Source organism: Rahnella sp. BIGb0603 (genome assembly GCF_024808755.1).
GTDB classification, from domain to species: domain Bacteria; phylum Pseudomonadota; class Gammaproteobacteria; order Enterobacterales; family Enterobacteriaceae; genus Rahnella; species Rahnella contaminans.
On record NZ_JANUEX010000003.1, the window covers coordinates 226,205 to 243,670 of the forward strand.

Here is a 17,466-nt window from a genome sequence, read left to right on the forward strand (position 1 = left end):
CAGGTTCCTCTGACCGGATTTTAGCGTTTGGCCTGTTGCAGCCACTTATCCAGTTCATTGGCGAATTGCTGGCGGTCACGCTGATTAAGCGCAGGCGGTCCGCCGGTTTGCACGCCGCTGGCGCGCATGGTGTCCATAAAATCGCGCATGTTCAGGCGTTCTTTAATGGTTTCAGTGGTGTAACGCTCGCCACGCGGGTTCAGCGCAACGCCCCCTTTTTCGATGACTTCCGCCGCCAGCGGAATATCCGCAGTGACCACCAGATCACCGGGTTCGGTGCGTTTGACGATTTCGTTATCGGCGACGTCAAAACCTGCTTCGACGCGCAGGGTTCGCAGGAATTTCGACGGTGGCGTGCGGATCGTCTGGTTCGCCACCAGCGTCACCATCATGCCGGTGCGTTCGGCGGCGCGGAACAACACTTCTTTGATTACGTTCGGACAGGCATCTGCATCAACCCAGATTTGCATCAGCGTTTCTCCCCGTTCAGCCAGTCGCGAACCGGCAGGAAATAGGTGTACAGCGCGGCTTCCGGGCTGCCTGCTTCCGGCTGATAACTATATTCCCAGCGAACCAGCGGCGGCATGGACATCAGAATTGACTCCGTGCGGCCTCCGGTTTGCAGGCCGAACAACGTGCCACGATCCCACACCAGATTGAATTCCACATAGCGGCCACGGCGGTAAAGCTGGAACTGGCGTTCACGTTCTCCCCACGGCATCGCTTTGCGTTTTTCGACGACCGGCAGATAAGCGTCGGTGAAGCCGTTGCCCACCGCCTGCATGAACGCAAAGCAGGTGTCAAAATCTGGCGTATTCAGGTCATCAAAGAATAATCCTCCGATGCCGCGCGCTTCATTGCGGTGTTTGATAAAGAAGTAATCGTCACACCATTTTTTGTATTTCGGATACACGTCGTCGCCGAACGGCTGACATAGTTGTTGTGCGGTCTGATGCCAGTGGCGGGCATCTTCTTCAAAACCGTAGTAAGGCGTGAGGTCAAAACCGCCACCGAACCACCACACCGGCGCTTCACCGGGCTTTTCCGCAATGAAGAAACGCACGTTGGCGTGGCTGGTGGGCACGTAAGGATTGAGCGGATGAATAACCAGCGAAACGCCCATTGCCTGGAAACTGCGACCTGCCAGCTCAGGACGATGCGCGGTGGCTGATGCGGGCAATGTGGCACCGGAAACGTGCGAGAAATTCACCCCCGCCTGTTCGAAGACTGCGCCGTTGGTCAATACCCGGCTCTGGCCGCCACCGCCTTCTTCGCGAACCCACTGGTCTTGCGCGAACTGGCCTTTGCCATCGGCGGCAGCCAGCTGCTGGCAGATGTGGTCCTGAAGCTTGAGCAGGAAGGTTTTGACTTGTTGTATGTCGGGGATCGATTGGCTCACGGGCAAACTCACAGACGTTGACTGAAAAGACATTCAGCGCCTTGCGGGCGCTGAATGATAAAAAAGTGGTGGTTATTATAACCCCAAAACCTGTCGGATCGCCCAGAACAACCCGCGCATCTGCGGCGCGAAGCAGGAAGGTTATCGTGGCTTACGTTCGTTGGCGTCGAAATAGCTGAAGAAATTCACAATTCCCTGAGAAATGGCCTGCGCGATTTCACGGCGGAACGCGGTGGTGCTGAGCAGCTGTTCTTCCTGATGATTGGTGATGAACGAGGTTTCTACCAGAATCGACGGAATTGACGGGGATTTCAGCACGGCGAACGCCGCCTGTTCTGTCTGCTGGCTGTGCAGATGGTGGATTGGACGGATCCTTTCGAGAACGTGATGGCCGAGCGTCAGACTGTTTTTAATGGTGTCGGTCTGGACCAGATCGAAAAGCACCTGTTGCAGATAGTTATTGTCTTCTTTGGCGTATTTCGCGCCCGCAACCAGATCGGCATCGTTCTCTTTTTTCGACATATACCGTGCCATAGCGCTGCTCGCACCGCGGTTTGACAGCGCAAATACCGATGCACCGGAAGCGCTCGGGCTGGTGTAACCGTCGGCATGAATCGAGACAAATAAATCAGCCTGATGCTGATGTGCCAATTCCACACGCTGATAAAGCGGAATGAAGTGGTCTGAATCGCGCGTCAGCCGGACCTCAATGTGGCTCTGATCGCCGAGGAATTCACGCACGTAGTTGGCGATTTCCAGCACCACATGCTTTTCTTCTGAGCCTTCATGGCCGACAGCACCGGAATCAATCCCGCCGTGGCCGGGGTCAATCATCACCAGCTTTTTAGCGCCTGGCGGTTTCGGTGCCGGGGCGGATTTCGTGATGTGTTCCTGCTGCGCGGCGCTGGCGGAACGGGAACCAAACGCGGCAATCGCAAGCCCCAGGCCGGACAGCAACAATTGGCGACGGGTGGCGGCAGCGGGAAGAGGCTGGAAATGCAAAAATTTGTTCAGGGGGTTTAACATCAGTCCATTACCGTCAGAAAAAAGCAGAATGCCTTATGTTATAGAGTATCTATTTTATAGTTTCGATCTGAGAACTATTACTTTTTATGAATAATGTGTCGCGAATGAATATTTCGACGAATAAATATCTGTTCAGTGAATGGCTTATAAGATCCATAACCGGTGAAATTCATCGATAAAATACGGTCGTTTATCCTCCAGATTGTGATTTTGATGTTGCGTATCAAGCAGATCACGCGATAATTAAATAAACCCTCATTAACAGCGGCGAACAGTGATGGAAATTCGCGTATACCGTCAAGAAGATTTCGAAGAAGTTCTGACCTTATGGGAGCGCTGCGATCTGCTGCGTCCGTGGAATGATCCTGAACTGGATATTGAACGCAAAATTAACCACAGCCCGGAGTTTTTCCTGGTGGCGGAAGTCGGTGGTGAAGTGGTAGGTACGCTGATGGGTGGCTACGACGGCCATCGTGGCTCGGCGAATTATCTGGGAGTTCACCCGGATTATCGCGGGCGCGGGATTGCGAACGCGCTGGTGAATCGTCTCGAAAAGAAACTGATTGCGCGCGGCTGCCCGAAAATGAATTTAATGGTGCGTGCCGAAAATGATGCGGTAGTCAGCATGTATGAAAAACTGGGTTACGAGATTTCAGATACGTTATTGCTCGGCAAGCGTCTGATTGAAGATCAGGAATACTGAAACCCCGTTGAATTCCGGCAATAACAGATAATAAAAAGCCCCGCCGGATGACTCACCGCCGGGGCTTTTTTACGTCAAATGCTTAACGAGCGATTAATTGATCACTTTTACGCTTTTGACGTCCACTTCCACAGAGTTCCAGTCTTTATCGACTTTACCTTCAATGCGGATTTTATCTTTTGGCGAGACGTTCTGACCCTGCCAGCGTTTACCGTCGATCTCCACGTTGAGCGTACCGGTGCTGTCGCGGAAAATATATTTGTCGTGATCGACGCGCTGATCGAGGAAGCCTTCGAGCATCACCCACTGATCGTCTTTCATCGTCTGCACATCTTTCACTGTGCTGAGCGCGGTAGTGCCGGTGAATCCACCCTGCGCCGCCGGTTGTGTTTGGGCTTCCTGCGCGGAAGGGCCGCTGAACCCGCCTGTTTGTTGTGCGAACGCTGTCGCTGAACAAAGTGTAATGAGGGTTGCCAGAGTGATCTTCTTCATCATAATAGGTCGTCCTTAATTTAACGTTTCCAGAGTACATTCCGGCAACAGTGAGATTTTTAAAGCCTGTTGCCGCGTTGAGAAACAGTAAAGCAGATTGTTCTTAACAGTTTCTTAAGCTGCGTTGATTATTGTTCAATTTCACTTTGTTTGAAGGAATGTGTTTCACGTTTATGAATCCGGATGATTATAACGATCACGGTATGTTGCGGTTACCTCTGTGGTTCTGGACAATCCTGATTTTGCAGGCCCGCACGTGGCTGCTGTTCGTCATGGCGGGTGCCTCGCGCCAGCAGGGCAGTGATATGCTGGCGCTGTTTTACCCTGATCCGCAGAGTTTCTGGTCCGGCATGTTGCTGGGTTTACCGCCCGCATTGGTTTTCCTGCTGAGCGGACGCCGGCATCTGTGGCCACGCACCTGGCAGGCGGGTTACTGGCTATTGCTGGCGGGGATGTTCGCGACCTTTGCCTTGCAGGGTTTAGGCGTGTGGCAAAGTACCGATACTCTGTCGGCGGTGGATATCATACTGGCGCTGCTCGATGCGGCCGCGCTGGCGTACTGGTTGCTCAGCCGCCGTTTGCGCGCCTGTTTCGATGCCGCGCGCCGTCTGGCCTGATGCCATTTCCCGGCCCGCGCTGAACTTTTTCGGAAAGAAAGTACTCGAACTGGCGCTTAACAACGATTTCCAAATAATAAATATGCTGCTGATTTATCCGTCAGGCCGCCCCGGTTTGCGGAAATTTGCAGGAAAGGAGTGTACCGAATGACTGTTCGCTTACGGGCCCGCCCGATGTTGCTGGCGTTACCGCTTTTTCTCGCCGGTTGCTCGTCAATGCCGTCCATGCCGCATATGTCATGGTCAGGTCTGAACCCGCTTAACTGGTTTGGCAGCAGCCTGACCGTGACCGATCAGGGCGTTGGCGGTATCACGGCCAGCACGCCACTGACGGAAACCGCCATCAAAGACGGGCTCAACGGTAACTATTCCCTGCGCAGCGGTATGTCGATGAGTGATGGCAAAATGCTGAGCTTCTTCCAGGCGATGGACGGCAAAGACGTGAAATTGTCCGTCAGCGGCGAGCCGAAAGGTAACGTGCAGCGGGTGGATGTGATGGATCCTGAAGTGGCGAGCGAGTGGGGCGTGAAAATTGGCACGTCGTTCAGCGATCTCTATACCAAAGCGTTTGATTCGTGCGTGAAAGGTGAAGGCGACGATGCGCAGAACGTGGAGTGTAAAGCGCCGCAAAGCGCGCATGTCACCTATGTGTTTAGCGGGATCTGGCACGGCCCTGAATCCCTGATGCCTTCTGACGACGCCCTGAAAGACTGGAAAGTCAGCAAAATCGTCTGGCGCGCGAATCCGCTGCAAACCGGTCAGGCGCAGTAACGCCGCTTTTCCCTTCCCGGCGCTTTAGCCTGCAAAAGAAGTCCTCAATGCCTTGCCTTCGCGCAAGGCATTTTTATTGACATCCGGTATGATGGCGCCGGTCAATTTAACGAGGATGAGAAAAATGACTCAGGTTCAGAGCGGCATTTTGCCCGAACATTGCCGTTTCGCCATTTACATTGAAGCGAAAGCTCAGGGCGACCTGGATGCGCTCAGGCAGGGCTGCCGTGCATTTGTGGCCGCATTAAACGATATGCAGCAAAAATTCCCCGCTGAACATGTGGGTGCGGTCGTGGCTTTTGGTCACGACGTCTGGCGCGACCTGTCCGGTAATCAGGGCGCAGACGAGCTGAAAAACTTTGAGCCGCTGGGCAAAGGGCTGGCTCCGGCCACGCAGCGCGACATGCTGCTGCACATTCAGTCATTGCGCCATGATGTTAACTTCGCACTCGCACAGGCCGCCCTGAAAGCGTTTGGCGGTGCGATTGCGGTGCAGGAAGAAACTCATGGTTTCCGGGCCCTCGAAGAACGTGACCTTAGCGGTTTTGTCGACGGCACTGAAAACCCGAAAGCCGACGCCCGCGCTCAGGTTGCCATCATTCCTGAAGGTTCTGTGGATGCAGGTGGCAGCTACGTGATGGTTCAGCGCTGGAAACATAATCTGGTGCAATGGGAACGTTTCTCCGTGCAGCAGCAGGAAGAAGTGATTGGCCGCACGAAGGACACCGACGAAGAATTGGATCCGGAAACGCGCCCTGAAACTTCCCACGTCAGCCGTGTGGATCTGAAAGAAGACGGCAAAGGCCTGAAAATACTCCGCCAGAGCCTGCCTTATGGCACCGCCAGCGGCGAGCACGGCCTGTATTTCATCAGCTATGCCGCGCGTTTATGGAACATTGAGAAACAGCTGCTCAGTATGTTTGGCGATCTGGATGGCAAACGTGACGCGATGCTGCGTTTCACCCGTCCGGTGACCGGCAGCTATTTCTTCGCGCCGTCCCTGACCCGTCTGGCTGCACTGTAAGTTCTCTTTGCCGTAAGCTCTCTGTGCTGTAAAAAATATGCGTTCAGCGCGTCCGTTCCCGGGCGCGCTTTATTCCTTCCCTTCGTGTTTCTCCCTGCGTTTGTTAATGCCTTATAGCTTTTCATGCTTGAAAATCACCAAATGGTATATAAAACCGTTACAGCCTGAACCTCAGTTATAAATACACTGTGTGATATTGAGCGGCTTTTTTGACGCCGCATATCGGTTCATTCACCTGAGGCTGAGCATGAAAACGACGGATTTTGCTGGAAATTTGCTGAAAGGTTCGCTGGCTGCATTGTTGCTGACCAGCGGGGCGGCGTCTGCCACCGAATTGCTGAACAGTTCTTACGACGTTTCCCGCGAACTTTTTGCCGCGCTGAATCCGCCTTTTCAGAAACAGTGGGCAGATCAGAACAACGGCGACAAGCTGGAAATCAAACAGTCGCATGCCGGTTCATCCAAACAGGCGCTGGCCATTTTGCAGGGTCTGAAAGCCGACGTTGTGACTTACAACCAGGTGACGGACGTCCAGATCCTGCATGACAAAGGCAATCTGATCCCCGCTGACTGGCAAAGCCGTCTGCCGAATAACAGTTCCCCGTTTTATTCCACCATGGCGTTTCTGGTGCGCAAGGGAAATCCCAAAAACATCCACAGCTGGGATGATTTAGCCCGTCCCGGCGTCGCTCTGGTGTTCCCGAATCCGAAAACGTCCGGCAATGGCCGTTATACCTATCTCGGTGCATGGGGCGCTTACAATATTGAAGACAACAAAAATACCGCACAAACCCGCGCGAAAATGGCGAATTTCCTCAAAAACGTGCAGGTGTTTGATACCGGCGGTCGCGGTGCAACAACGACGTTTGTGGAGCGCGGTCTGGGCGATGTGTTAATCAGCTTCGAATCCGAAGTGAACAACATCCGCAAGCAGTATGGCGATGACAAATACGAAGTCATTGTGCCGAAGGTCGACATTCTGGCGGAGTTCCCGGTGGCCTGGGTCGACAAAAATGTCGAGAAAAACGGCACGGAGAAGGCAGCAAAAGATTATCTGAATTACTTGTGGAGCCCTCAGGCGCAAAAAATCATCACCAGTTTTAATTACCGCGTGTATGACAAAACGGCGATGTCGGCGGCAAAAGGGCAGTTCCCGGACACCAAACTGTTCAAGGTTGAAGACCAGTTCGGCGGCTGGCCACAAGTGATGGAAACCCATTTCAGTACCGGCGGTGAGCTGGACAAACTGTTAGAGCAAGGTCACCAGTAATGTTGTTGACGAGCAAACGCGTATTACCCGGATTTACCCTGAGCCTCGGCAGCAGCCTGCTGTTCGTCTGTCTGGTGTTATTGCTGCCTCTGAGTGCGCTGGTGATGCAGCTTTCCCAAATGACGCTGGCGCAATACTGGGATGTCATTACCAATGGTCAGGTGGTGGCGGCGTATAAAGTCACGCTGCTGGCGGCGGGCGTAGCGAGTATTTTCAACGGCTTATTCGGCATGCTGATGGCCTGGATCCTGACGCGTTATGAGTTTCCGGGCAAAAGCCTGATTGATGGCCTGATGGATTTGCCGTTTGCGTTACCGACCGCCGTGGCCGGTCTGACGCTGGCCGGGCTGTTTTCCACCACCGGTTTTTACGGCCAGTGGCTGGCGCATTTTGATATCAAAGTGGCCTACACCTGGCTGGGTATCGCCGTGGCAATGTCATTTACCAGCATTCCGTTTGTGGTGCGCACCGTGCAGCCGGTTCTGGAAGAACTGGGGCCGGAATATGAAGAAGCGGCCGAGACACTGGGCGCATCACGCTGGCAGAGTTTTCGCCGCGTAGTGTTGCCGGAAGTCATGCCTTCACTGCTGGCGGGCACAGCGCTGTCGTTCACCCGCAGTCTGGGGGAATTTGGTGCAGTCATTTTCATCGCCGGGAACATTGCCTGGAAGACCGAAGTGACCTCGCTGATGATTTTCATCCGCTTGCAGGAATTTGATTATCCGGCGGCCAGCGCCATTGCGTCGGTGATCCTTGCGGCGTCGCTGCTGTTGCTGTTTGCGATTAACACCTTACAGAGCCGTTATGGCCGTCGTCTGGGAGGCCAGTAATGTCTGATATTCCGGCTTTTGCAGGCGAAACCCGCCAGCGTATCGACTGGGTGAAATGGCTGCTTATCGGCACCGGCGTGCTGATTTGTGTTCTGCTGCTGGTGATCCCGATGATCAGCATTTTTGTGCTGGCGTTTTCGGACGGCATCGCGGCGGTCTGGAAGAATTTGTCAGATTCCGACATGTTGCATTCCATCTGGCTGACCGTGCTGATGGCGCTGATCACCGTGCCGGTTAACCTGATTTTCGGCACGCTGCTGGCCTGGCTGGTGGCGCGGTTTAACTTCCCGGGGCGTCAGTTGCTTCTGACGCTGATCGACATCCCGTTTGCCGTCTCGCCTGTGGTGGCCGGTTTGCTATATCTGCTGTTCTACGGCACCAACGGCCCGCTCGGCGGCTGGCTCGATGCGCACAACATTCAGTTTATGTTCGCGTGGCCGGGCATGGTGATGGTGACGATTTTCGTGACCTGTCCGTTTGTTATCCGTGAGCTGGTGCCGGTGATGCTGAGCCAGGGCAGCCACGAAGATGAGGCTGCGGTGTTGCTCGGGGCGTCCGGCTGGCAGATGTTCCGCCGCGTGACGTTACCCAATATCCGCTGGGCTTTGCTGTACGGCGTGGTGCTGACCAATGCCCGTGCGATTGGCGAGTTCGGTGCCGTGTCGGTAGTGTCCGGTTCTATCCGTGGCGAAACCTACACGTTGCCTTTACAGGTTGAATTACTGCATCAGGACTATAACACCGCGGGCGCGTTTACTGCCGCCGCGCTGCTGACCCTGATGGCGATTGTCACACTGTTTCTGAAAAGCGGCCTGCAATGGCGTCTGAAGCGCCACAACGACCGTCTTGAGCGGGAGGAAAATCATGAGCATTGAAATTAACGGTATCAACAAATACTTTGGCCGCACGAAGGTGCTCAATGATATTTCGCTCGATATTGCTTCCGGTGAGATGGTTGCGCTGCTCGGGCCATCCGGTTCCGGCAAAACGACGCTGCTGCGCATTATCGCCGGTCTGGAGAACCAGAGCGCCGGTCGCCTGAGTTTCCATGACAAAGACGTGACCCGCGTGCATGCCCGCGATCGTCAGGTCGGTTTTGTGTTCCAGCATTACGCACTGTTCCGCCACATGACGGTGTTCGACAATATTGCCTTTGGCCTGACTGTTTTGCCGCGTCGCGAGCGTCCGAACGCCGAAGCGATTAAGCAGAAAGTGACAAAATTGCTGGAGATGGTGCAGTTAAGCCATCTGGCAAACCGCTATCCGGCGCAGCTTTCCGGTGGTCAGAAACAGCGTGTTGCGCTGGCGCGTGCGCTGGCCGTGGAACCGCAAATTCTGCTGCTCGATGAACCGTTTGGCGCGCTCGATGCGCAGGTGCGTAAAGAACTGCGCCGCTGGCTGCGTCAGTTACATGAAGAGCTGAAATTCACCAGCGTGTTCGTGACTCACGATCAGGAAGAAGCCATGGAAGTGGCGGATCGCGTCGTGGTGATGAGCCAGGGCAATATTGAGCAGGTAGGCGCGCCGCAGGAAATCTGGCGTGAACCGGCGACCCGCTTCGTGCTGGAATTCATGGGCGAAGTGAATAAAATCAGCGGCGACATTCGTGGCTCACAGCTGTATGTGGGCGCACATCACTGGCCGCTGGAGAACCCGCCGCTGCATCAGGGCGCGGTGGATTTGTTCCTGCGTCCGTGGGAGATGGAAATTACCGCCCAGAGTACGCCACGTTGCCCGCTGCCGGTAAAAGTGCTGGAAGTCAGCCCGCGTGGTCACTTCTGGCAACTGATTGTGCAGGCCGAAGGCTGGCATGACGAACCGCTTTCCGTGGTACTTTCTGATACTCACGGCAACGCGGCTCCGCAGCGCGGCGATCGTTTTTATGTCGGCGGGCTGAACGGACGCCTGTATGCGGGCGATCAGCCGCTACAACCCGTTGCGTTAGCGAAGAGCGCCTGATATTTTTTAATCAGCAGGTTTCTCCGGGCGGTCTCTGAGCCGTCCTTTTTATCGTCTGATATCTCTTTATGTAGTTTTTATCAGTTCATAGTTCGTTTTGATATAAGGCAAGCCCCGTGAGTACGCTCGAACATTACATCGGTAATACACCGCTGGTGAGATTACAGCGATTACCCAAAGATCTGGACAGTGAAATTTGGGTCAAGCTGGAAGGCAATAATCCTGCCGGTTCGGTCAAGGATCGCGCTGCACTGTTTATGATTGAACAGGCAGAAAAGCGTGGTGAAATCCGTCCGGGCGATACGCTGATTGAAGCGACCAGCGGAAATACCGGGATCGCGCTGGCCATGATTGCCGCGCTCAAAGGTTATAAGCTGAAATTGCTGATGCCGGAAAATATGAGCCTGGAACGGCAGGCGTCAATGCGCGCCTATGGCGCAGAGCTTTTGCTGGTCAGTCGTGCGCAGGGCATGGAAGGCGCACGCGATCTGGCGCTGGAAATGGAAAAGCAGGGTCTGGGTAAGGTGCTGGATCAGTTTAATAATCCGGATAACCCGCTGGCGCATTTCACCACCACCGGCCCGGAAATCTGGCAACAAACACACGGGCGCGTCACGCATTTTGTTTCCAGCATGGGCACTACGGGCACAATCACCGGCGTCAGCCGCTTTTTGCGCAGCCAGCATGCGGGCGTGCAGATTATTGGTCTGCAACCGGCGGAAGGCAGCAGCATTCCGGGCATCCGCCGCTGGCCGCAGGCGTATCTGCCCGGCATTTTCAATCCTGAGCTGGTGGATGAAGTGATGGACATGGGGCAGGGCGAAGCAGAAGACACGATGCGCGCACTGGCGCGTGAGGAAGGGCTCTTTTGCGGCGTGAGTTCCGGCGGCGCTGTAGCAGGCGCGCTGCGCGTTGCCAGAAGCCATCCGGGCAGCGTGGTGGTCGCGATAATCTGCGATCGCGGCGACCGTTATCTCTCGACGGGCGTTTTTTCTGACTAAGAACTCCTGACGTAAAGCGTGGTCACATTTAACAGGCAGGCCTTTGCGCCTGCCTTTTGCTTTCTGTTAAACGCTAACAGATTGATTTTAATCTTCTATAATAGTGATAGCGTAAAACACGTTACCTTTATTCCTTACACTCGGGTTTCTGCGGGATGAAATTCTGTCAGAGACTGTGTAAAAAAAGAGTAAAAGCGGCTGCGTAATGCAGGCTTAGTGGTAAAAATGACCAAAATTTTAGCCAGGCGGAAATAAAGAATGAAAATTTTGTTAGTCGATGACGATCTTGAATTAGGCACCATGCTCAGTGAATACCTGATCGCAGAAGGTTTTGACGCCTCTCTGGTGCTGACCGGTAAAGCGGGCGTGGAAGGCGCGATGTCTGGCGAATATACCGCAATGATCCTCGACATTATGCTGCCGGATATGAGTGGTATTGATGTACTGCGTCAGGTGCGCAAAAACAGCCGTCTGCCGATTATCATGCTGACGGCCAAAGGCGACAATATTGACCGCGTGATCGGCCTGGAAATGGGCGCTGACGATTATATGCCAAAACCGTGCTATCCGCGTGAACTGGTGGCGCGCCTGCGTGCGGTGCTGCGTCGTGTTGAAGAGCAGCAGGAGTCGCATTCTGATTCCTCATCGGTTAACTACGGCGACCTGACGCTGAATCCGGCGACCCGCAGCAGCGAATGGCGCGGTGTTCCGTTTGACCTGACGGCTTCAGAATTCAATCTGCTGGAACTGCTGTTGCGTTCGCCTGAACGCGTGGTGTCAAAAGATGAGCTGTCGGAAAAAGGTTTAGGGCGTCCGCGTGAAGCTTACGACCGCAGTATTGATGTGCATATCAGTAACATCCGTCAGAAACTGGGGTCACTGGAAGGTGGCGATATTCTGACTATTGAAACGGTGCGAAGCATTGGCTATCGAATCCGCTAAACGTCTGCGCGGAAGGTTGTTCTGGAAAATCCTCCTGGGATTCTGGTTTACCTTCGTGGCAATCACTCAGGGGCTCTGGGTGGTTTTTGCTTTCTATAATCCGCATGAACCGCCGGAAAGTGGCATTGCCCGGCGCTTTGTAAAGCTACAGATTACCTCGGCAGTTTCCACGCTCCATTCCGGGGGCCTGCCCGCGCTAAACGCCATGATGGCCGACTGGCCGGAAGATGATCGTCAATTCTTCTCGGTAACGCCTTCACTGCTTCCTGCGCAAGGCAGCACGATACAGGATCTGGAGCCGGGTAAGATACCACATGAAGTGGTGGAGTTCGTGCAAGGGCCGGACGGTCAAGGTTACAGGCTTCGTTACGACGTCGCCGGGCTGATGGACGAGTACCGGCCAAGAAGACACCGGGAATTGCTAAACATGCCGCCGCCGTTGCTGTGGCTGGGCGGGTTAGGCGGTCTGTTATTCAGTGCGGTTCTGGCCTGGAATCTGACAAGGCCGATGCTGCAAATGCGTAAAGCGTTCGGGCGGGTTGCACAGGGCGATTTATCGGTGCGTCTGTTTTCCAGTATGGGCAAACGGCACGATGAGTTGTCCGAGGTGGCGCGTGATTTCGACTCGATGGCAGAACGCCTGCAGGTGCTGGTTAAAGCGCGTGAAGAGCTGTTGCACGATGTTTCGCATGAACTGCGTTCTCCTCTGGCCCGTTTGCAGCTGGCGATTGGTCTGGCGCGGCAAAACCCGTCTAACGTTGAAACCTCTCTCAGCCGTATTGAGCACGAAGCGGGGCGTCTGGATAAGATGATTGGCGAACTGCTTGCGCTGTCGCGAACGGAAAACAGCGAAATCCCGGACGAAGAGTATTTTGATATGTACGGGCTGGTGGAAGCGGTCGTCAATGACGCCCGTTACGAAGCACAATTGCCGGGCGTGAATATCACGATGCACCCGGAAGTTCCGGATGAAATGGATTATACCGTGAAGGGCAATGCTGAGCTGATGCGGCGCGCGGTCGATAATGTGGTGCGTAATGCCCTGCGTTTTTCCGCGCGCGGGCAGACCATCGGCGTTTCTCTTGCACAGGTTGAAGAGTATTTACAGATTGAAGTGGCAGATCAGGGGCCGGGCGTTGAAGAGGATAAGCTGTCGAGTATCTTTGACCCGTTCGTACGCGTGAAATCACCGCTGTCTGGCAAAGGTTACGGCCTGGGGCTGGCGATTACCCGCAAAGTGATGCTGGCACATGATGGCAAAGTGGATGCCCGTAATGCGCAACCTCACGGGCTGGTGATCAGCCTGATGGTGCCGCACTGGAAATCCGCTTAATAATTCGAGCCGCAGAGATTCAGTTAGTAACAGGCAATAAAAAACGGCGCTGATTAGGCGCCGTTTTTAACTTCTCGCTGAACGAATTACTTCTTGATGCGGATGATTGGGGTTTCGCCCACAGTCACGCTACCCGTCAGTTTAATCAGCTCTTTGATCTCGTCCATGTTAGAGATAACAACCGGAGTCAGTGTAGACTTCGCTTTCTCTTCCAGCAGGGCCAGATCAAATTCGATTACCAAATCGCCTTTCTTGACGCGCTGACCTTCTTCGGCGATACGTTTGAAGCCTTCGCCTTTCAGTTCAACGGTGTCGATACCGAAGTGAACAAACAGTTCAATGCCACTGTCGGATTCGATTGAGAAAGCATGGTTAGTTTCGAAGATTTTACCGATAGTCCCGTCAACCGGAGCAACCATTTTGTTGCCCGCAGGTTTGATAGCAATACCGTCGCCTACGATTTTCTCAGCGAAAACAACGTCAGGCACGTCTTCTATGTTGACAATTTCACCAGACAGCGGCGCCACGATTTCAATGATGCCAACGTCTTTTTTATCATCCGAAACCAATGATTTCAGTTTATCGAACAAACCCATGATCTTCTCCTAAGCATTAATTTGGGCAGCTATACCAGCATCGCGCAATTAGCAGAGTGTTTTTTCTTCAATGAACTTGTTAACCAGGTTCATCAACTCTTGCGCCGTAGGTTGGGCCAGGGCCTGATCTGCCAGCGCTTTCACATCTTCGAAGTTTGTATTGCGAATAATTTTCTTGATGCGTGGGATAGAGATAGCACTCATGCTGAACTCATCTAACCCCATGCCCAATAGAAGAAGTGTAGCACGTTCGTCACCGGCTAGCTCGCCGCACATCCCTGTCCATTTACCAGCAGCATGAGATGCGTCAATAACTTGCTTAATTAAACCAAGTACTGACGGAGACATTGGGTTGTAAAGATGAGAAATCAGCTCATTACCGCGATCCACAGCCAAAGTATACTGAGTAAGATCGTTTGTACCAATACTGAAGAAATCGACTTCTTTCGCCAGATGATGAGCAATCACAGCCGCAGCCGGAGTCTCAACCATCACGCCCACTTCGATCGTTTCATCGAATGCCTGGCCTTTTTCGCGCAGTTCAGCTTTCAGCATTTCGAGTTCTGCTTTCAGTTCACGCACTTCTTCAACAGAAATGATCATCGGGAACATGATGCGCAGTTTGCCGAACGCAGAAGCACGCAGAATACCTTTCAGCTGGTCGTGAAGAATTTCTTTACGGTCCAGACAGATACGAATTGCACGCCAGCCCAGGAACGGGTTTTCTTCTTTTGGCAGGTTCATGTACGGCAGGTCTTTGTCACCGCCGATGTCCATGGTACGTACGATAACAGCCTGTGAGCCCATCGCTTCAGCAACGGCTTTATATGCCTGGAATTGCTCTTCTTCGGTAGGCAGGCTGTCACGGTCCATGAACAGGAATTCTGTACGATACAGGCCGACACCTTCAGCGCCATTGCGCTCTGCACCGGCGACGTCGCGCACGGTACCGATGTTGGCACAAACTTCAACCTGATGACCATCCAGCGTAATCGCTGGCAAATCTTTCAGTTTAGTCAGTTCGTCTTTTTCTGAAATGTACTGGTTCTGAACGGCTTTCAGCTCATCAATAACGTCTGCTGTCGGGTTGACATAGATTTTATTGTTTACAGCGTCGAGGATCAGATAGTCATCATTTTTGACTTGTTTGGTCACGTCGCTGGTTCCTACGATTGCAGGTAATTCCAGGGAACGCGCCATGATCGAGGTGTGAGAAGTACGGCCACCCAAATCGGTAATGAAACCCAGAACCTTGTTCAGGTTCAGCTGCGCGGTTTCTGACGGCGTCAGATCGGTCGCTACCAGGATAACTTCGTCCTGGATTGAGCTCAGATCAACGATGGTCATGTCGAGAATGTTGCGCAGAAGACGTTTACCAATGTCACGCACGTCAGCCGCACGTTCTTTCAGGTATTCATCATCAAGCTCTTCCAGGGCTTTCGCCTGACCTTCAATGACAGAGTAAGCCGCCGCATCCGCAGAAGCGTGCTCGTCTTTGATGAGGGCTATGATTTCCTGTTCAAGCTCTTCGTCTTCCAACAACATGATGTGGCCTTCGAAGATGGCTTCTTTCTCTTCACCGAAGGTCTCACCGGCTTTGGTCTTGATCACTTCCAGCTGGGCTGATGCTTTCGCACGGCCAGCAAGGAAACGTTCAACTTCCTGATCAACCTGATCAGGAGAGATTTTTTTCCGGTTGATGACAATTTCATCTTCTTTCAACAGAAGTGCTTTGCCGAAAGCGATACCGGGAGATACTAAAATGCCTGAAATCATAACCCTACCTTTCTCTTGACTGGTTTAAACTATATAAGAGCGGCTGTTGTTACTCGAGCTCTGCCATCAGTTTTACCAAGTGTTCAACGGCTTTTTGCTCGTCTTCACCTTCAGCTGAGAGGGTCACAACGGTACCTTGGGTCAGGCCCAGAGTTTGCAGTTTGAACAGGCTTTTAGCACTGGCGCTTTTACCGTTTGAAGTCACGGTGATGTCAGAAGCAAAACCTTTGGCTTCTTTCACGAACTGTGCAGCAGGGCGAGTGTGCAGACCATTAGGAGCGGTAATAGTAACTTCTTGCTGGAACATTGTTGTTTCCCCAACTTATTAAAGTAATGTTGTGGGACTAAAGTTTAGCTTATAGGCTTCACTTTAGCCTGTAGAGATTAGCGCCTGACTATGGTTCAGGGGCAGGTTCAGATGCAACAGAAAAGAGAAAATAGCGCACTCAGCGATAAAACACTTTGCCCTAGATCCAAGCTTTCCTGTTATTCCGCCATTATGCCGTTTTTTTCCCTCATGTAACAAATCGGTAAATCGATTCAGCGGGCGGCGTCATGGATGCGATTAATTTCACGCAGCGAAATAATTGTCCGGTTAAATACTAAACCTGGCGCGTAAAATCAATGATGGAGTGGTATAAACTTTGACGTAGCCCACAAAAAAGCACCCCGAAAGGTGCTTTTTTAATCGCTTTTAAGGATGTGGCATTATTGTTGCAATTCTTTTTCCGTAAACAAATCTGCAAACAATGCGGTACTCAGATAGCGTTCGCCGGAGGATGGCAGGATAACGACGATAGTCTTATCGGCAAATTCCGGTTCTTTTGACAATTTCACGGCGGCTTCAACGGCTGCACCGGAAGAAATCCCCGCCAGTATGCCTTCTTCTTCCATCAGGCGACGTGCCATGTGGATTGATTCGTCATTAGTGATCAGCGTGACGCGATCCAGCAATTCCAGATCCAGGTTGCCCGGAATAAAACCGGCACCGATACCCTGAATTTTGTGCGGGCCTGGTTTTACTTCTTCGCCATTCAGTGTTTGAGTAATTACCGGAGAATCGGTTGGCTCAACGGCTACCAGCGTGACGCTGCTTTTTTTACTTTTCAGATAACGGCCAGTACCTGTGATCGTGCCGCCGGTGCCGACACCTGCAATCAGCACGTCAACCGCGCCATCGGTATCTTCCCAGATTTCCGGGCCGGTGGTTTGTTCGTGGATCGCCGGGTTTGCCGGGTTGCTGAACTGCTGAAGGATGAGGTAACGATCCGGATCGCTGGCCTGAATTTCTTCGGCTTTCGCAATCGCGCCTTTCATGCCTTTCGCGCCTTCTGTCAGAACCAGGTTTGCACCCAGCGCTTTCAGCAGCTTACGGCGTTCAACGCTCATGGTTTCCGGCATGGTCAGCGTGAGTTTATACCCGCGCGCGGCTGCGACGTACGCCAGCGCAATCCCGGTGTTCCCGCTGGTCGGTTCAACCAGTTCGATATCTTTGGTCAGAATGCCGCGTTTTTCAGCATCCCAAATCATGTTCGCGCCGATGCGACATTTCACGCTGAAGCTCGGGTTACGTGACTCGACCTTAGCCAGAATACGACCATTACCGATACGGTTCAGGCGAACCAGTGGCGTATGGCCAATTGTTAATGAATTGTCTTCATAGATCTTGCTCATAACCCGTCCTTTAACTGTATGAAATATTCACGGTGTGAAGCTTTCAACACTAT

Annotated in this window: 19 protein-coding genes; 11 read left to right on the plus strand and 8 right to left on the minus strand. The window is 53.0% G+C overall.

The features are described from left to right. Positions 1–20: 20 nt before the first annotated feature. The 3 genes from M2403_RS09375 to amiA all read right to left on the minus strand — a co-directional run bounded on the left by M2403_RS09375 (position 21) and on the right by amiA (position 2,425). The gene (locus tag M2403_RS09375; protein ID WP_101076283.1) at positions 21–470 is read right to left on the minus strand and encodes a YaiI/YqxD family protein; all 450 of its coding nucleotides are present in this window, start codon (positions 468–470) and stop codon (positions 21–23) included. Continuing rightward, positions 470–1,432 carry an oxygen-dependent coproporphyrinogen oxidase gene (gene hemF, locus M2403_RS09380; RefSeq protein ID WP_152324527.1) on the minus strand — a complete coding sequence of 321 codons (963 nt, stop codon included), beginning with the start codon at positions 1,430–1,432 and terminating at the stop codon, positions 470–472. Before hemF ends, M2403_RS09375 begins: the two co-directional genes overlap by 1 nt. A 108-nt stretch (positions 1,433–1,540) precedes the next feature. Next, positions 1,541–2,425: an N-acetylmuramoyl-L-alanine amidase AmiA gene (gene amiA / locus M2403_RS09385; RefSeq protein WP_165058446.1), complete on the minus strand. Its 885-nt coding sequence runs from the start codon at positions 2,423–2,425 to the stop codon at positions 1,541–1,543. Positions 2,426–2,702: 277 nt separating this feature from the next. Between amiA and M2403_RS09390 the strand changes: the two genes are divergently transcribed. Beyond that, positions 2,703–3,128, plus strand: coding sequence for a GNAT family acetyltransferase (locus M2403_RS09390; RefSeq protein WP_013574419.1), 426 nt, complete (start codon positions 2,703–2,705; stop codon positions 3,126–3,128). 93 nt (positions 3,129–3,221) lie between these two features. Here the strand turns inward: M2403_RS09390 and M2403_RS09395 are convergent, their stop codons facing one another. Next, positions 3,222–3,620, minus strand: a complete 399-nt coding sequence (locus M2403_RS09395; protein WP_259229179.1) for a YgiW/YdeI family stress tolerance OB fold protein — start codon at positions 3,618–3,620, stop codon at positions 3,222–3,224. 173 nt (positions 3,621–3,793) lie between these two features. On the opposite strand from M2403_RS09395, the gene M2403_RS09400 reads away from it, so the two are divergent. The 10 genes from M2403_RS09400 (at position 3,794) to M2403_RS09445 (ending at position 13,367) form a co-directional block, all read left to right on the plus strand. Then, positions 3,794–4,237, plus strand: coding sequence for a DUF2919 domain-containing protein (locus M2403_RS09400; RefSeq protein WP_259228992.1), 444 nt, complete (start codon positions 3,794–3,796; stop codon positions 4,235–4,237). A 147-nt stretch (positions 4,238–4,384) separates the two neighbouring features. Then, positions 4,385–5,008, plus strand: a complete 624-nt coding sequence (locus M2403_RS09405; protein ID WP_165058440.1) for an RpoE-regulated lipoprotein — start codon at positions 4,385–4,387, stop codon at positions 5,006–5,008. Positions 5,009–5,132: 124 nt separating this feature from the next. Further along, entirely contained in the window at positions 5,133–6,032 is a 900-nt protein-coding gene (locus tag M2403_RS09410; RefSeq protein ID WP_165058438.1) for a Dyp-type peroxidase, read from the plus strand. A gap of 247 nt (positions 6,033–6,279) precedes the next feature. Beyond that, the gene (locus M2403_RS09415; RefSeq protein ID WP_259228994.1) at positions 6,280–7,302 is read left to right on the plus strand and encodes a sulfate ABC transporter substrate-binding protein; all 1,023 of its coding nucleotides are present in this window, start codon (positions 6,280–6,282) and stop codon (positions 7,300–7,302) included. Next, the gene (cysT, locus tag M2403_RS09420) at positions 7,302–8,132 is read left to right on the plus strand and encodes a sulfate/thiosulfate ABC transporter permease CysT (RefSeq protein ID WP_101076275.1); all 831 of its coding nucleotides are present in this window, start codon (positions 7,302–7,304) and stop codon (positions 8,130–8,132) included. The genes M2403_RS09415 and cysT overlap by 1 nt, the downstream gene beginning before the upstream one ends. Then, the gene (cysW, locus tag M2403_RS09425; RefSeq protein WP_152324520.1) at positions 8,132–9,007 is read left to right on the plus strand and encodes a sulfate/thiosulfate ABC transporter permease CysW; all 876 of its coding nucleotides are present in this window, start codon (positions 8,132–8,134) and stop codon (positions 9,005–9,007) included. The genes cysT and cysW overlap by 1 nt, the downstream gene beginning before the upstream one ends. After that, positions 8,997–10,091 carry a sulfate/thiosulfate ABC transporter ATP-binding protein CysA gene (gene cysA / locus M2403_RS09430; protein WP_165058434.1) on the plus strand — a complete coding sequence of 365 codons (1,095 nt, stop codon included), beginning with the start codon at positions 8,997–8,999 and terminating at the stop codon, positions 10,089–10,091. Before cysW ends, cysA begins: the two co-directional genes overlap by 11 nt. A gap of 116 nt (positions 10,092–10,207) precedes the next feature. Further along, positions 10,208–11,092: a cysteine synthase CysM gene (cysM, locus tag M2403_RS09435; protein ID WP_152324518.1), complete on the plus strand. Its 885-nt coding sequence runs from the start codon at positions 10,208–10,210 to the stop codon at positions 11,090–11,092. Between the two features lie 258 nt (positions 11,093–11,350). Then, complete coding sequence (locus M2403_RS09440) at positions 11,351–12,034, plus strand: response regulator transcription factor (RefSeq protein WP_101076260.1); 684 nt, start codon at positions 11,351–11,353, stop codon at positions 12,032–12,034. Continuing rightward, a complete protein-coding gene (locus tag M2403_RS09445; RefSeq protein WP_152324517.1) occupies positions 12,015–13,367 on the plus strand; it encodes an ATP-binding protein in 1,353 nt (450 codons plus the stop codon). Before M2403_RS09440 ends, M2403_RS09445 begins: the two co-directional genes overlap by 20 nt. 86 nt (positions 13,368–13,453) lie before the next feature. Here the strand turns inward: M2403_RS09445 and crr are convergent, their stop codons facing one another. From crr to cysK, 4 genes are all read right to left on the minus strand, one after another. Further along, the gene (gene crr, locus M2403_RS09450) at positions 13,454–13,963 is read right to left on the minus strand and encodes a PTS glucose transporter subunit IIA (RefSeq protein ID WP_152324516.1); all 510 of its coding nucleotides are present in this window, start codon (positions 13,961–13,963) and stop codon (positions 13,454–13,456) included. A gap of 48 nt (positions 13,964–14,011) precedes the next feature. Continuing rightward, positions 14,012–15,739 carry a phosphoenolpyruvate-protein phosphotransferase PtsI gene (gene ptsI, locus M2403_RS09455; RefSeq protein WP_152324515.1) on the minus strand — a complete coding sequence of 576 codons (1,728 nt, stop codon included), beginning with the start codon at positions 15,737–15,739 and terminating at the stop codon, positions 14,012–14,014. A gap of 49 nt (positions 15,740–15,788) precedes the next feature. Then, positions 15,789–16,046: a phosphocarrier protein Hpr gene (ptsH, locus tag M2403_RS09460; protein ID WP_013574433.1), complete on the minus strand. Its 258-nt coding sequence runs from the start codon at positions 16,044–16,046 to the stop codon at positions 15,789–15,791. A gap of 401 nt (positions 16,047–16,447) precedes the next feature. After that, positions 16,448–17,413, minus strand: coding sequence for a cysteine synthase A (cysK, locus tag M2403_RS09465; RefSeq protein ID WP_259228996.1), 966 nt, complete (start codon positions 17,411–17,413; stop codon positions 16,448–16,450). Between the last annotated feature and the right edge of the window lie 53 nt (positions 17,414–17,466).